Source organism: Magnetospirillum sp. ME-1, assembly GCF_002105535.1.
Classification (GTDB): Bacteria; Pseudomonadota; Alphaproteobacteria; order Rhodospirillales; family Magnetospirillaceae; genus Phaeospirillum.
The window spans coordinates 1,326,200-1,341,995 of record NZ_CP015848.1; the positions used below are offsets into that span (position 1 = coordinate 1,326,200).

Here is a 15,796-nt window from a genome sequence, read left to right on the forward strand (position 1 = left end):
TAAGGAATAGGGTGTTGAGTGGGGGTATGTGATGGCTATGGCGGTATCCTTGCGCGTGCGGTTGCTGGCTATTCCGGCGGTGGCTGCTCTGGGGCTTCTGTTCGTCGCCGTGGTGACCGTGCTGTCGGTGCGGGAGGCGCAGCTGGAGGTGAGGCGGGTTCAGATCCACTCGGTGGTGGAGGGCGCCGTCAAGCTGGCCGAGGCCTTTCATGCCAAGGCGAAAAAGGGAGAGATGAGCGAAGCCGAAGCCAAGGCCGCCGCGCTTCAGGCCATCGGGATGCTGCGCTTCGACGGCGACAATTATCTCTGGGTCAACGATCTTGACGGCAACCTGCTGATGCATCCCTTCCGCGCCAAGGAAGTGGGAAAGAGCATGCTGGAGGTGAAGGATTCCGCCGGCAAGTTCATCTACCGCGCCTTCGTCGAGGCGGGGCGCGCCGGTGGCGGGCTCGTGGATTACGTGGGGCGCCGCCCCGGCGCCGATTCCTATGATTCGCCCAAGCTGGCCCAGATCATTCCCTATGCGCCTTGGGGCTGGGGGATCGGGACCGGGGTCTATGTGGACGATGTGGAGGCGGTAACCCGTCAGGCCATGGTGCGGGAGGGGCTGATCGCCCTGGTCATCATCATCGTGGTGGCCGCCGTTTCCATCCTGATCGGGGTGCGCATCGGCAACCGGGTCCGCCGCCAGGCTTCAGTGATGCTGCGCCTGGCCGAGGGCGACCTCGACGTGGAGGTCCATCAGGGCGGCCCCCGCGACGAGATCGGCGAGATGGCCGAAGCCATGGCGGTCTTCAAGCGCAACGCCCAGGAAGCCCGCCGTCTGGAGGCCGAGGCCCGGATGGAGCAGGACGCCCGCAACCGCCGCCAGGAGGCCATCGAGCGCCTGACCTCGGATTTCAACCGCAGCGTCGAAGGGGTGCTGCACTCGGTATCGGCGTCCACCACCCAGTTGCGGGGCGCGGCGCAATCCCTGACCCATGTGGCCGACGGCACCAGCCGCAACGCCTCTTGCGTGGCCGCCGCCGCCGACCAGGCTTCGGCCAATGTGGAGGCCGTGGCCGCCGCCGCCGAGGAGATGGCGGCGTCCCAGGGCGAAATCGCCGCCCAGGTGGCGCGCTCCACCGAGGTGGCCGAACGGGCCGCCGCCGACGTGACCCGCATCGACGAGATCGTTCAGGGGCTTTCGGCCGCTACCGCGCGCATCGGCGACATCGCGGGCATCATCAACGACATCGCGTCGCAGACCAACCTGCTGGCGCTCAACGCCACCATCGAGGCGGCCAGGGCGGGCGAGGCGGGAAAGGGGTTTGCCGTCGTCGCCAACGAGGTCAAGCATCTGGCCACCCAGACGGCGCGCGCCACCGACGAGATCGGTGTCCACATCCAGGAGGTTCAGGCTGTGGGGCGGTCCACCGCCGAAGCGGTGCGCGCCATCGGCGAGACCATCTTCGCCGTACGGCAAACCGCCACCGCCATCGCCTCCGCCGTCGAGGAGCAGGCGGCCGCCACCGCCGAGATCGCCCGCAACGTTCATGAAGCCTCGGTGGGGACCCGCGGTGTCACCCAAACCATTTCCGAGGTCAGCGACGGGGCGGGCACCACCGAACGCTCGGCCAAGCAACTGTTCGACACGGCCAATGAGCTGACCGCCCGGACCAATGAGCTGACCGGCGACGTCACCGATTTCCTGCTGGCCCTGCGCCAGAGCGGCAATCGCCGCCGGTTCGAGCGCTTCGCCATGGACCTGCCGGCACAGGCGGAAGGACGGCCTTGCCGGACGGTGGACATCTCGGCCGGGGGCGCCTGCCTGGAAACCGACCTGGGCCTGCCTTCGGGGGCATCCGTCAATCTGGTCATCGACGGCGAGCCGGTTCGCGCCCGGATCGTCGTGATCATGGACGGCAAGACCCATGTGCAGTTCGCCCTCGACGAGGCGACGCAGTCGCGGTTGGTCGCCCGGCTGAGCATCTGGCGGGAACGGGCGGCCGCCTGACCCTGGTGGGGGCCTTTTTCCGACCGAGCCGGGGGCGAACGTCCCGCCCCCGGTCCGCCGCCATTTCCGGCCCCTACCACCTTGACCCTCAATGGCGGCGCGGCTAGGGTTGCGGCAATTTCGTGAACCCTACTTGAACGGCGGTTTTCCATGGGCATTGTCGGGACCAAGAAGCCGAGCTTCCAAAGCCTGATCCTCACGCTGCAGGCCTTCTGGGCCGAGCAGGGCTGCGTCATCCTCCAGCCCTACGACATGGAGGTGGGCGCCGGGACCTTCCATCCGGCCACCACGCTGCGCGCCCTGGGGCCGGAGCCCTGGAAGTGCGCCTATGTCCAGCCGTCGCGCCGGCCCAAGGACGGCCGCTACGGCGAGAATCCCAACCGCCTGCAGCATTACTACCAGTACCAGGTGCTGCTGAAGCCCTCGCCGCCCAATTCCCAGGAACTGTACCTGGAAAGCCTGCGCCGTCTGGGCATCGATCCGCTGGCCCACGACATCCGCTTCGTCGAGGACGACTGGGAAAGCCCGACGCTGGGCGCCTGGGGCCTGGGCTGGGAGGTGTGGTGCGACGGCATGGAGGTGACCCAGTTCACCTATTTCCAGCAGGTGGGCGGCATCGAGTGCGACCCCGTCGCCGTGGAGCTGACTTACGGCCTGGAGCGCCTCGCCATGTACATCCAGGGGGTCGAGAACGTCTACGACCTGGACTTCAACGGCGACGGCGTCACCTATGGCGACGTCTTCCTGCAGGCGGAGAAGGAATACTCCGCCCATAATTTCGAGCACGCCGACACCGACATGCTGCTCGCCCACTTCCTCGACGCCGAGAAGGAGTGCCAGAACCTGCTGGCCAAGGGCGTGGCGCTGCCCGCCTACGACCAGTGCATCAAGGCCAGCCACCGCTTCAATCTGCTGGACGCGCGCGGCGTGATTTCCGTCACCGAGCGCCAGGCCTATATCGGCCGCGTCCGCGCCCTGGCCAAGGCCTGCTGCGAGGGCTGGCTGGCGTCCCGAACCAGCGGGAAGGAGGCTTAAGCCATGGCTGAATTCCTGCTCGAGATCTTTTCCGAGGAAATCCCCGCCCGCATGCAGGCGCGCGCCGCCGACGACCTGCGCACCATGGTGGTGGACGGCCTGGGCAAAAACGGCATCGCCTTCGAGGCGGTGCGCTCCTATGTCACGCCGCGCCGTCTGGTTCTGGTGATCGAGGGCCTGCCCGCCGCCGGTCCCGACGTCTCGGAGGAAAAGCGCGGCCCCCGCGTCGGCTCGCCCGCCCAGGCCATGGAGGGCTTCCTCAAGTCCACCGGCATGAGCGTCGAGCAACTGGAACAGCGCGACACCGGCAAGGGCGTGTTCTATTTCGCCGTGATCAACCGCAAGGGCCGCCCCACGGCCGAGGTCCTCAAGGACGTGGTCGAGGGCGCCATGGCCGCCTTCCCCTGGCCCAAGAGCCAGCGCTGGGGCGCCAATTCCATCCGCTGGGTGCGCCCCATCCAGTCCATCCTGGCCCTGTTCGGCGGTCAGGTCGTGCCGGTGACGTTCGGCCCCCACGCGGCGGGCGACATGACCGCCGGCCATCGCTTCCTGGCCCCCGAGCCCTTCCGGGTCAAGGATTTCGCCGATTACCTCGCCAAGCTGCGCCACGCCAAGGTGATGCTCGACCCGGTGGAGCGCCGCCACGCCATCCTTTCGGGTGCCGAAGCCCTGGCGGCGGCCGAGGGCCTGCAGCTCAAGGCCGATGACGGCCTGCTGGCCGAGGTCACGGGGCTGGTGGAATGGCCGGTGCCGCTGGTGGGCTCCATCGACGACAAGTTCATGGACGTGCCGGCCGAGGTGCTGATCACCTCCATGCGCGCCCACCAGAAGTACTTCTCGCTGTTGAAGGCCGACGGCTCGCTGGCGCCCCGCTTCATCGTCATCTCCAACATGGAGACCAGTGACGGCGGAAGCGCGGTGGTGGCGGGCAATCAGCGCGTGCTGCGTGCCCGTCTGTCCGACGCCAAGTTCTTCTGGGACACCGACCGCCGGCATCGGCTGGATTCGCGCCTGCCCAAGCTGGCGGAGCGCACCTTCTATGCCAGCCTGGGCACCGTGGCCGACAAGGCCGAGCGCATCGCCCAGCTGTCGGCCAACATCGCCGGCATGATCGGCGCCGACAAGGCGGCGGCCGAGCGCGCCGCGCTGCTGGCCAAGGCCGACCTGTCGTCCGAGCTGGTGGGCGAATTCCCCGAGCTGCAGGGCCTGATGGGCCGTTATTACGCGCTCAACGACGGCGAGAAGGCAGAGGTGGCCGACGCCATCGCCGCCCATTACTCGCCCCAGGGGCCGGGTGATTCCTGCCCCACCGCGCCGGTGTCGGTGGCCGTGGCCCTGGCCGACAAGATCGATTCCCTGGTGGGCTTCTTCGGCATCAACGAGAAGCCGACCGGGTCCAAGGACCCCTTCGCGTTGCGCCGCGCCGCGCTGGGCATCATCCGTCTGGTGGTAGAGAACGGCCTGCGCCTGCCGCTCACCCAGGCCATCTTTCTGGCGTCGGGCCACTACAAGGCCAGGCTGGAGATGGCGCCCGGCGAGGTGGCCACCGAGCTGATGAACTTCTTCGCCGACCGTCTGGCGGTGGCGCTGAAGGAGAAGGGGGTGCGTCACGACCTGATCACCGCCATCTTCTCCCTGGGCGGCGAGGATGATCTGGTCCGCCTCTTAAAGCGGGTGGACGCCCTGGGCGCCTTCCTGGCCTCCGACGACGGCGCCAACCTGCTGATCGCCTATCGCCGCGCCGCCAACATCGTGCGCATCGAGGAGAAGAAGGACGGGACCCAGTTCAGCGGCGCGGCCGATCAAGCCCTGCTGCGCCAGGACGAGGAAAAGGCCCTGGCCGCCGCCCTGGCCGATGTGGGGCCGGCGGTGGAGAAGGCCCTGGCCGCCGAGGACTTTGCCGCCGCCATGGCCGCCCTGTCCCGGCTGCGCCGTCCCGTGGACGCCTTCTTCGACAAGGTCACCGTCAACGCCGACGAGGCGCCGCTTCGCATCAACCGCCTCAAGCTGCTGGCGCAGATCGGCTCGACCATGGGCCACCTTGCCGACTTCTCCAAGGTAGAGGGGTAGAAAGCAGTACTCCCTATTTTCAATCCCTCTGGGACGTAGCATGATGAAGCCCGCGCTGCCCTCGGTGGCGCGGGTTTTCCTTTTTCTGGATCGGGGACGAGAACGGCCATGACGAAATGGGTCTACAGCTTCGGCGCAGGCAAGTCCGAAGGACGCGCCGACATGAAGAACCTGCTGGGCGGCAAGGGCGCCAATCTGGCGGAGATGAGCAATCTCGGCATTCCCGTCCCCCCCGGTTTCACCATCTCGACCGAGGTCTGTACCTATTACTACGCCAATGGCGAAACCTACCCCGCCAGCCTCAAGGACGAGGTGATGGCCGCCCTGGCCCAGGTGGAAGAGGATATCGGGCTGAAGTTCGGTTCCACCGCCGACCCGCTGCTGGTCTCGGTGCGCTCGGGCGCGCGCGCCTCCATGCCGGGCATGATGGACACCATCCTCAACCTCGGCCTCAACGACAAGTCGGTGGAAGGCCTGGCCAAGCGCTCGGGCGATGCCCGTTTCGCCTATGACAGCTACCGCCGCTTCATCCAGATGTATTCCAACGTGGTGCTGGGCGTCGACCATCACAATTTCGAGGAAATCCTCGACGAGGTGAAGGAAGACAAGGGCGTCAGCCTCGATACCGAGCTGGACGCCGCCGACCTGAAGAAGGTGGTGGCCAAGTACAAGGACAAGGTCCAGGAACAACTGGGCAAGCCCTTCCCCCAGGACGTGCACGAGCAGCTGTGGGGCGCCGTCGGCGCCGTGTTCGGCTCGTGGATGAACCAGCGCGCCATCACCTACCGCCGCCTGCACGACATCCCCGCCGAGTGGGGCACCGCCGTCAACGTGCAGTCCATGGTGTTCGGCAACATGGGCAATGACTGCTCCACCGGCGTGTGCTTCACCCGCAATCCCTCCACCGGCGAGAACGAGTTCTACGGCGAGTTCCTGGTCAACGCCCAGGGCGAGGACGTGGTGGCCGGTATCCGCACGCCGCAGCAGCTGACCATCGCCGGCAAGAACGCCCAGTCCTCGGACCTGGCCGCCATGGAAGAGTGCATGCCCGAGGTGTTCAAGGAGCTGAACGCCATCCGCCACAAGCTGGAGGCGCACTACAAGGACATGCAGGACATGGAGTTCACGGTTCAGCAGAACCGCCTGTGGATGCTCCAGACCCGCACCGGCAAGCGCACCACCAAGGCGGCGCTGAAGATCGCCGTGGACATGGCGCGTGAAGGCCTGATCACCCGCAAGGAGGCCATCAAGCGCATCGATCCCGCCTCGCTCGACCAGCTTTTGCACCCCACCCTCGACCCCAAGGCGCCGCGCACCCTGCTGGGCCGCGGCCTGCCGGCCTCGCCGGGCGCCGCTTCGGGCAAGGTGGTGTTCTCGGCCGAGGACGCCGAGGACTGGGTCAAGAACCGCAAGGAGCGGGTGATCCTGGTGCGCATCGAGACGTCGCCTGAGGATATCGGCGGCATGCATGTGTCCGAGGGCATCCTCACCACCCGGGGCGGCATGACCAGCCACGCCGCCGTGGTGGCGCGCGGCATGGGCACGCCTTGCGTGGCGGGCGCCGGCGAGATCCGCGTCGATTACGCCGCCAAGACCCTCAAGGTGGCCGGCAAGGTGGTGAAGGAAGGCGAGACCATCACGCTGGACGGCTCCACCGGCGAGGTGTTCATCGGCGCCGTCGCCACCATCCAGCCGGAACTCACCGGCGACTTCGGCACCCTGATGGAGTGGGTGGACACCATCCGCACGCTCAAGGTCCGCGCCAACGCCGAGACCCCGCTGGACGCCGCCACGGCGCGCAAGTTCGGGGCCGAGGGCATCGGCCTGTGCCGCACCGAGCATATGTTCTTCGATCCCAAGCGCATCATCGCCATGCGCGAGACCATCCTGGCCGAGACCGAGAAGGGCCGCCGCGCCGCCCTGGCCAAGCTGCTGCCCTTCCAGCGCCAGGACTTCATCGATCTGTTCGAGATCATGCAGGGCCTGCCGGTGACCATCCGCCTGCTCGATCCGCCGCTGCACGAATTCCTGCCCCACACCGACGACGAGATCGCCGAGGTGGCCAAGGAAGCGGGCGTCGAGCCGTCGGTGGTCACGGCCCGCAACGCCGCCCTGCACGAGAGCAACCCCATGCTGGGCCATCGCGGTTGCCGTCTGGGCATCACCTACCCGGAAATCTACGAGATGCAGGCCCGCGCCATCTTCGAGGCGGCGGTGCATGTGTCGCGCGAGACCGGGCGCACCGTGACGCCCGAGATCATGATCCCCCTGGTGGGCGCCAAGAAGGAGCTGGACCTGATGAAGGCCAGCATCGACAAGGAAGCCGAGGCGGTGTTCGCCGAGCAGAAATACTCGGTGAAGTACATGGTCGGCACCATGATCGAACTGCCGCGCGCCGCCCTGCTGGCCGGCGAGATCGCCCAGACCGGCGAGTTCTTCTCGTTCGGCACCAACGACCTGACCCAGACCACCTTCGGCATGAGCCGCGACGATTCCGGCCCGTTCCTCGAGGTCTACCGCGCCAAGGGCATCTACGAGCACGACCCCTTCGCCAGCCTGGACCAGGCCGGCGTCGGCGAGCTGATCCGAATCGCCGCCGAGCGCGGCCGCGCCACCCGCTCGGGCCTCAAGCTCGGCATCTGCGGCGAGCATGGCGGCGACCCGGCCTCCATCCACTTCTGCCAGGGGGCCGGTCTGGACTACGTGTCGTGCTCGCCCTACCGCGTGCCGATCGCGCGGCTGGCGGCGGCCCAGGCGGCGCTGGGCGGCTCGTCCTCCTCGGGGACGGCCTGACGATAAAGGAAAAGGGCCTTTCGGGGCCCTTTTTCAATTCAGGGGCTGGAAACTGGCGAGGTGCCATACTAAAGTTATTAGGGGGTTTGCAGGAGATACCGTTGATGAATGCGCCGGACGATGCCGACTTCTCCGCCTGGATGGGCGGCAAGGTGTTCATGGTGGTCGAGGACATGACCTCGGCCCGCATGCTGGAAGCCAGCCTGCTGCGCGGCTTAGGCGCCAAGAAGGTGGTGCCCGCCACCGACGGCGCCGACGCCCTGGCCAAGCTGGAACACGCCGATCACATGCCCGACATCATCATCAGCGACTGGATCATGCCCGAGGTGGACGGTCTGGCCCTGCTGGAGGCCGCCAAGGCCAAGTACCCCCAGGTGCAGTTCATCATGCTGACCTCGAAGACCGACCTGGACGACGTGCGCGTCGCCCGGACCAAGGGCGTCGACGGCTATATCGCCAAGCCCTTCACCCGCGAAACCCTGGTGGCGGCGCTGAAGAAGCTGAAGGGATAGGGCTGTCATCCCGACGACCAACGGGAGGAGGGATCTCGTTCTGGAATAGTTTTTCCAAACCGGAAAAGGCATCACAGGCGGAGATCCCTCGACTTCGCTCGGGATGACATAAATAAATTTCGCTCTCCGGGGAATAATCCCCGCCGTCATCCGTTTCCTTAAGGAGTGGCCCATGCCGGGCCGATCCCTGGAGGAAACCATGAAAGCCAAGAGCCTCACCGTCTTCGCCGCCGCGCTTCTCCTGAGCACGGCCGCCTTCGCCGCCCCGGTCAAGCAGGGGCAAAGCGCCCTGGGCGCCGTGCTGACCGACGAGAAGGGTATGACGCTCTATACCTTCGACAAGGACACGCCCGGCATGTCGGCCTGCGTCGACGCCTGTGCCCAGAACTGGCCGCCGCTGATGGCCGCATCGGGCGCCATGGCCGAGGGCGACTACACCGTGATCAAGCGGGCGGACGGCTCCATGCAATGGGCCTACAAGGGCAAGCCGCTCTACACCTGGATGAAGGATGCCAGGCCCGGCGACATCACCGGCGAGGGCTTCAAGGATATTTGGCACGCCGCCAGGCCGTAGCCATCTATTCCTCATGAACGCGTTGGAGAGCCAGATCGAGGCGGAGATTCCCGGGCTGCGGCGCTACGCCCGCGCCCTGTCCGGGAATGCCGCCCAGGCGGACGACCTGGTCCAGGATTGCCTGGAGCGGGCTCTCGCCCGGCTGGCCCTGTGGCGCCGCGACGGCAATCTGCGGGCCTGGCTCTTCACCATTTTGCGCAATGTCTGGATCGACGAGTTGCGGCGGCGCAAGACCCGCCCCGATTCGAGCGCCATGGACGAGTCGTGCGATATGATGGCCAGCGCGCCCGGCCAGATGGACCGACTGGCGGTGCGCGATCTGGCCGCCGCCCTGGCCCAACTGGCCCCCGAGCAGCGCGAGACGGTGCTGCTGGTGGGGCTGGAGGGCATGAGCTACGCCGAGGTCGCCGCCGTCACCGGCGTGCCCATGGGCACGGTGATGTCGCGCCTGAAGCGCGGCCGCGACCGCCTCGCCCAGCTCATGCACGGCGGAGAGACCGCCATCCGGAGAGTGAAATGAGCTGCCCCGTTTCCGACGACGACCTGCTGTCCTATGTGGACGGCGTTCTCGACCCCGGCAGGGTGGGGGAGGTCGAGGCGTGGCTGGCGGCCAATCCCCGCGACGCCGAGCGGGTGCGGCAATGGCGCGAGCAGGTGGAGGGCCTGCACCGGCTGTTCGACCCGGTGCTGGACGAGACCTTGCCCGACCGGCTGCGGGTGGCGGCGGTGAAGGCCGGGCGGCCGGGGGGCTGGCTGGCGCCGTTGCTGCGCATGGCCGCCATGGTGCTGCTGGTCCTGGCCGGCGGGGCGGGGGGCTGGTGGCTGCGCGGCGGTGCCACCGCCCCGGCCCCCGGTGCCCTGGTGGCCGCCGAGGCCCTGTCGGCCCATGTGGTCTTCGCCGCCGAGATCCGTCATCCCGTCGAGGTGGCGGCGGTCGAGCGCGCCCATCTGGTCGCCTGGCTGTCCAAGCGGCTGGGAGCCGAACTGAAGGTTCCCGACCTGTCGTCGGCCGGCTTCTCCCTGGTGGGCGGGCGGCTGCTGCCCGCTTCGTCGGGGCCCGCCGCCCAGTTCATGTACGAGAATGCCGACGGCCGCCGGGTGACCCTTTACCTGCGGCGCAACGCCGAGGGAAGCGAGACCGCCTTCCGCTTCGCGGCGCAAGGACGGGTCGAGGCCTTCTACTGGCTGGACGGGCCGCTGGGCTATGCCCTGGCCGGCGACGTGGACCGCGAGCGGCTGATGGAGATGGCCAAGGCGGTCTATCACCAGCTGGAGAGCTAGCGCTTGTCCGATCGAGCCTGAGGCGCTCCCCCCGGGCCGCTGCCCAAGGCCGGGAGGACGGCGATGTCATGAATTCTTCATGCCGGGGGGCAGCATTCCCGAATGTGCATAGGCTGATTGCGACGAAATGTGATAAAAGGCGCTTCTAAAATGCCTGTCATGACCGAGGGGGGATGGGTACCGTGACTCTCCGCAATTCCCGTATCGGCGGCCGCATCGCCTTTGGCATCCTGCCGGTGATCGCCGCCCTGATCGCGCTGTCGTTCTGGCTGGTGCGCCAGGATATGGCCGCCGCCGGGCGCGGCAAGGTTCTCACCGGATTGGCCGACGTGGCGGTGAAGGCCAACGGGGTGGTCCATGAACTGCAGCGCGAGCGCGGGTCGTCGGCCCTGTTCCTGGGCAGCAAGGGAACCCAGTTCGCCGCCGAACTGGCGGAGCGGCGCAAGGCATCGGATTCGAAGCTCTCCGATTTGGAGGCAGGGCTGGGGGGGCTGGACGCCGCTACCGCCGAGGCGCTGGGGGCCGGCACCGTGGAGAACGTGCGCGAGGCGCTGCGCCGCCTGCCCGACCTGCGGGGCCGGGTGGACCGGCTGGAGCCCAAGGTGCCCGAGGCTGTGGGCGCCTATACCGAGACCATCCGCCGCCTGATCGCCGCCGTCGCCCGGGTCGGCATCGTCAGCCCCGACGTGGAGACCGCCAAGCTGGTCTCGTCCTATGTGGCGCTCACCGACGCCAAGGAAAGTGCGGGGCTTGAGCGCGCCACCGGGGCGGGTGGATTCGCGTCGGGCAAGTTCGAACCGGTCTTGTACCGGCGCTATCTGGAATTGGGGGCGGAACAGCGTTCCTCCTTCGCGGTGTTCCAGCGCTATGCCTCGGCCGACGCCATCGCCGCGCTGAAATCGGCACTTTCTCCCGAAATCGAGGAGCCGGTGGCGCGCATGCGCGCCGTGGCCACCGAAAGCGTCACCACCGGGAGCCTCGGCGACGTTACCGGTCCCGCCTGGTTCGCCGCCTCGACCAGGCGGATCGATGCGCTGAAGACGGTGGAAGACCATATCGGCAAGGAAATCCACGCCCAGGCCACCCGCCTCAGGGACGAGGCCACCCGCTCGCTGGTCATGCTCTCGGCCGGGCTGGCGGCGCTGCTGGTCCTGACCGGGGTGATCATCGTGGCGGTGGTGCGCTCCATCGTCCAGCCCGTCTCCCAACTGGCCCAGGCCATGACCCGCCTGTCGGGCGGCGACCTTAACGTCCACCTGGACGGCACCGAGTATAAGGACGAGATCGCCGAGATGGCGCGGGCCACCCAGGTGTTCCGCGAACACAGCGAGGCCCGCCAGCGCCTCGAGGCCGAGCGGGCCGAGGCGGAGCATCAGGCCGCCGTCAACCGGCGGCAGATGCTCCACGATCTGGCCGACCATTTCGAAGCCACCGTCAAGGCCAAGGTGGCCGAGGTGGGGCGTTCCACCGCCGGCATCCGGGGGACCGCCCAGATCATGGCCAGGCGCTCGGAGACCAGCGGCGGCCGGTCCCTCGACGTGGCCGAGGCTTCCAGGCAGACCACGGAACGCGCCGACATCGTCTCCGAGGCCACCCGGCAGATGACCATCTCGGTCAACGAGATCGCCCAGCAGGTGGGCCAGGCCAGCCATATCGCGCGCCGCGCCGTCGATGACGTCGGTGAAACCACCCGCCAGATGAACGACCTGTCCCAGGCGGTCCAATCCATCGGCGAGATCGTCAAGATGATCAGCGACATCGCCGCCCAGACCAACCTGCTGGCCTTGAACGCCACCATCGAGGCGGCCAGGGCGGGCGAGGCGGGAAAAGGGTTTGCCGTCGTCGCCAATGAAGTGAAGAATCTGGCCAACCAGACGGCCAGGGCCACCGACGACATCACCACCCAGGTGGCGGCCATCCAGGACTCCACCCGCGAGATGACCGGCAGCATCGCCGGCGTGGTGGAAACCATCCGCTCCATCGATCAGGTCTCGTCGGCCATCGCCGGCGCGGTGCAGGAGCAGGAGGCCACCACCCGCGACATTTCCGGCAATATCGGGCAGGTGGCGGTGGAGGCGGCCGCCGTGTCGGGCAGCGTCGCCGAAATGTCCCGCTCCTCGGCCATGGCCTGCGCCGGAACGGTGCGGGTCATCTGGAGCGCCAGGGCGCTTGCCGATGTGGTGTCCAGTCTGGAGGCCGAAGTAGAACAGTTCTTGAGAACGGTTCGGGATTAGCCTTATCCTACCTCACGGGCTTGAGGGGGAGGCAGCGTGGACTTCAGGTCGTTACGGATTCGGATTCTCACCCTTTTTCTCCTGTCGTTTCTTGCGGTTGGCGCCATCGTCGCCGTGGTGCTCGCCGGTTCGCTGCAGCGTGACGTCGAAAGCCTTCTGGCCCGTCAGCAGCTCGCCTTCGTCGGCGGGCTGGCCGAGGAACTGGATCAGAAGATCAAGCTGCAGATCGACGCCATGGAACGGGTGGCGGAGCTGGTTCCGGCCGTCGGCTGGAACAATCCGGCGGCTTTGACCGTGTTTCTCGAAAATCGCATCGGCATCAGGGGATTCTTCGCCGGCGGGCTGATTTTTCTCGACCACCAGGGCGTGGTGCTGGCCGAGTCCCCCGCCCTGGGGCGAGTGGGAAGTAATGTGGCGCGGCTGAAGGGGATCGGTTCGGTCATCGAGACCGGTCGTTCCATGCTGAGCGAGCCCTATTTCGATACCTCCCTCGGTCAGCCTGCCGTCGCCATGGCCGTGGCCATCCGGGATGGCCAGAAGATCGTCGGCGCGCTGGTGGGGACCGCCACCCTGACCCAGAGCAATTTCCTGGGCCGTCTGGTGGAGCAGCAAGTGGGCGCCACCGGCGGACTTTACATGGTGTCGCCGAAGTCGGGGCTCATCGTCGTTTCCACCAACAAGGACCGCATATTCACACCGGTGCCGGCACGGGGCAGCAACCGCATGCTGGATCGCTACGTGGATGGCTACGAGGGAGCCGGCGTGACCGTAAGCTCGGTGGGGAGCGAGGAATTGACCGCCGGTCGCCGTATCGGCTCGACCGGCTGGGTACTGGTGGCGCGGCTGCCCACGGCGGAGGCCTTCGAGCCGGTGGCCGGCATCAAGAGCCGCCTGGTGGCGGCCCTGGCCGGGCTGGGGCTGGTGTCCCTGGGGCTGTTGTGGCTGGTGCTGCGCACCGCCCTGTCTCCGCTGCACCGGGCCACCGGGCGTATCCAGGCCATGGTCAATGGCGATGCCCCGCTTGAAGCGCTCGAGGTGACCCGGGTCGACGAGGTCGGGCGGATGATCGGCGCGTTCAACGATCTGCAGGCCAAGGTGGCCGCCGCGGAATCGGTGCTGCGGGAGCGCGAGGCGCTTTACCACGCGCTGTTCCGCGGCTGCAAGGCGGTGGAGATGCTGATCGATCCCGCCGACGGGCGGATCATCGACGCCAACCGGGCCGCCGAGGCCTATTACGGCTGGTCCCACGAGCAATTGGTCTCCATGCGCATCTCGGAGATCAACACCCTGGACAAGGCGGCCATCGCCGAGGAGATGCGCAAGGCCAAGGCCGAGCTTCGCGATCACTTCGATTTCCAACACCGTCTGGCCTCGGGCGAGATCCGCGACGTGGAAGTGTGGTCGGGGCCGGTGGAGGTGACGGGCCGCCAGTTGCTTTATTCCATCGTCCACGACGTGACCGCCCGAAGGCTGGCCGAGCGCGAGGTCCGCTCGCTGCTGGCCTTCCGCCGCGCGGTGCTGGATGGGGCGGGGTCCTCCATCATCGCCACCGGCATCGACGGCACGATCCTGCTGTTCAATCCCACCGCCGAACGCTGGCTGGGCTATGGTGCCGAGGAGATGATCGGCAAGACATCGCCTTCCATCTTCCACGACGCGGGCGAAGTGCGGCGCCGCGCCGCTCAACTGGGCGAAGAGCTTGGCCGGCCGGTCGAGGCGGGATTCGAATGCTTCGTCGCCAGAATCCTGGCCACCGGCAAGCCCGACAGCGGCGAATGGACCTATATCAGGAAGGATGGCAGCCGGTTCCGCGTCCTGCTGACCATTACGGCGCTCTATGACGATGCCGGCGAACTCAGCGGATTTCTGGGCGTCGCCCAGGACATTTCCGCCCGCTTGTCCATCGAGAAGGAACTGAAGCGCTCCAACGCCGAACTGGAGCATTTCGCCTATGTGGCCTCCCACGATCTGCGCCAGCCGTTGCGCATGATCAGCTCCTACATCACCTTGCTCCAGCGTCGTCTGGGGGACGATCTCGACCACGACAGCCGCGAATTCATCGGATTCGCGGTGGACGGGGCCAAGCGCATGGACCGTCTGATCACCGATCTGCTGGAATATTCGCGCATCGGGCGCAGTGGCCATGATGACGAAACGGTTCCGCTCGACGACGTCATGGAACTGGCGGTCACCAGCCTGGGGGCGCTGATTCAGGAAAGCGGCGCCTCGCTCAGCGTGGCCAAGGGGCTGCCCGCGCTTCACGGCAATGCCGTCGAACTGGAACGCCTGTTCCAGAATCTCATCGCCAATGCCATCAAGTTCAGGGCCGAGGGCCGCCCGCCCCATGTGGATGTCTCGTGCGAGGCGGTGGGCGACGAATGGGTCATCTCGGTCCGCGACAACGGCATCGGCATCGATCCATCGGGGCAGTCGCGCCTGTTCCAGATTTTCCAGCGCCTGGTGGGCCAGGAACAGTATCCCGGAACCGGAATCGGCCTGGCCTCGTGCCGCAAGATCGCCGAGCATCATGGTGGACGGATCTGGGTGGAATCCGTGCTCGGACAAGGCTCGGTCTTCCGGGTGGCCCTGCCGGTCGGAGGGCCGAATGTCGAGGTGGCCTGATAGGGATCGCGAGCTTTATCCGATACAGGGAGGCATGTGTGCTTGCAACAATTCGTCTTCAAGGCATGGTTGCATTCTGGCCATGTCGGGGATAGGCTGCTTCTTGAACGCCGTGTCCCGTTAGGGCGGCGTTTTTTTATGTTGCCACGGATGGTTGTGTAGACGTCGGATTTTGATTAAGGCAGGAATGGGGCCGGCATATGCAGCAGAATCAGGTCGCACCCTTCGAGGTTCTGATCGTCGATGACGAACCCGGCGATGTGGAGTTGATCCGGTCCGCCATCGTCGAGGGCCGCTTCATCTGCCGCACCCATGTGGCCCAGGACGGGGTCGAGGCCATGGCCTTCATGCGCAAGGAAGCGCCGGCGTTCAGCGGGGCGGTGACGCCCGATCTGGTGCTGCTCGATCTCAACATGCCCCGCATGACCGGCCGCGAGGTTCTGGCCGCCATGCAGTCCACCGACCATCTGGCCCGCATTCCCGTGGTGGTTCTGACCACCTCGGACGTGGAGCGTGACGTGCTGCAGGCCTATGACTTGGGGGCGTCCGGGTTCGTCACCAAGCCGGTGGACATCGAGCAATTGTTCACCGCCATCCACGGAATTCAGGATTACTGGTTCGGCGTGGTGCGCAAGCCCAGTCTCAACGGCAACGCCTGACCGCTTCCTTCGGCGATTTC

The 15,796-nt window shown here is 67.0% G+C and carries 11 protein-coding genes; all 11 read left to right on the forward strand.

Annotated features, from left to right (window positions below):
- Positions 1 to 31 precede the first annotated feature (31 nt).
- The 11 genes from WV31_RS06150 to WV31_RS06200 all read left to right on the forward strand — a co-directional run bounded on the left by WV31_RS06150 (position 32) and on the right by WV31_RS06200 (position 15,776).
- Positions 32 to 1,996, forward strand: coding sequence for a methyl-accepting chemotaxis protein (locus tag WV31_RS06150; protein ID WP_085372734.1), 1,965 nt, complete (start codon positions 32 to 34; stop codon positions 1,994 to 1,996).
- A gap of 150 nt (positions 1,997 to 2,146) precedes the next feature.
- Positions 2,147 to 3,031 carry a glycine--tRNA ligase subunit alpha gene (locus WV31_RS06155; RefSeq protein ID WP_085372735.1) on the forward strand — a complete coding sequence of 295 codons (885 nt, stop codon included), beginning with the start codon at positions 2,147 to 2,149 and terminating at the stop codon, positions 3,029 to 3,031.
- 3 nt (positions 3,032 to 3,034) lie between these two features.
- Entirely contained in the window at positions 3,035 to 5,101 is a 2,067-nt protein-coding gene (glyS, locus tag WV31_RS06160; RefSeq protein ID WP_085372736.1) for a glycine--tRNA ligase subunit beta, read from the forward strand.
- Between the two features lie 108 nt (positions 5,102 to 5,209).
- The gene (gene ppdK, locus WV31_RS06165; RefSeq protein ID WP_085372737.1) at positions 5,210 to 7,894 is read left to right on the forward strand and encodes a pyruvate, phosphate dikinase; all 2,685 of its coding nucleotides are present in this window, start codon (positions 5,210 to 5,212) and stop codon (positions 7,892 to 7,894) included.
- A gap of 104 nt (positions 7,895 to 7,998) precedes the next feature.
- On the forward strand, positions 7,999 to 8,406 hold the full coding sequence (locus WV31_RS06170; RefSeq protein WP_085372738.1) for a response regulator: 408 nt from the start codon (positions 7,999 to 8,001) through the stop codon (positions 8,404 to 8,406).
- Positions 8,407 to 8,605: 199 nt separating this feature from the next.
- Complete coding sequence (locus WV31_RS06175; RefSeq protein ID WP_085375498.1) at positions 8,606 to 8,980, forward strand: COG4315 family predicted lipoprotein; 375 nt, start codon at positions 8,606 to 8,608, stop codon at positions 8,978 to 8,980.
- Between the two features lie 13 nt (positions 8,981 to 8,993).
- Positions 8,994 to 9,500 (forward strand): sigma-70 family RNA polymerase sigma factor, encoded by a 507-nt coding sequence (locus tag WV31_RS06180; protein ID WP_085372739.1) that lies wholly within the window; start codon positions 8,994 to 8,996, stop codon positions 9,498 to 9,500.
- Positions 9,497 to 10,261 (forward strand): anti-sigma factor family protein, encoded by a 765-nt coding sequence (locus WV31_RS06185; RefSeq protein ID WP_085372740.1) that lies wholly within the window; start codon positions 9,497 to 9,499, stop codon positions 10,259 to 10,261. The genes WV31_RS06180 and WV31_RS06185 overlap by 4 nt, the downstream gene beginning before the upstream one ends.
- A gap of 182 nt (positions 10,262 to 10,443) precedes the next feature.
- Complete coding sequence (locus WV31_RS06190; protein WP_168185862.1) at positions 10,444 to 12,495, forward strand: methyl-accepting chemotaxis protein; 2,052 nt, start codon at positions 10,444 to 10,446, stop codon at positions 12,493 to 12,495.
- 36 nt (positions 12,496 to 12,531) lie between these two features.
- The gene (locus WV31_RS06195) at positions 12,532 to 15,117 is read left to right on the forward strand and encodes a PAS domain S-box protein (protein WP_085372742.1); all 2,586 of its coding nucleotides are present in this window, start codon (positions 12,532 to 12,534) and stop codon (positions 15,115 to 15,117) included.
- Between the two features lie 200 nt (positions 15,118 to 15,317).
- The gene (locus WV31_RS06200) at positions 15,318 to 15,776 is read left to right on the forward strand and encodes a response regulator (RefSeq protein ID WP_085372743.1); all 459 of its coding nucleotides are present in this window, start codon (positions 15,318 to 15,320) and stop codon (positions 15,774 to 15,776) included.
- The last annotated feature ends 20 nt before the right edge of the window (positions 15,777 to 15,796 follow it).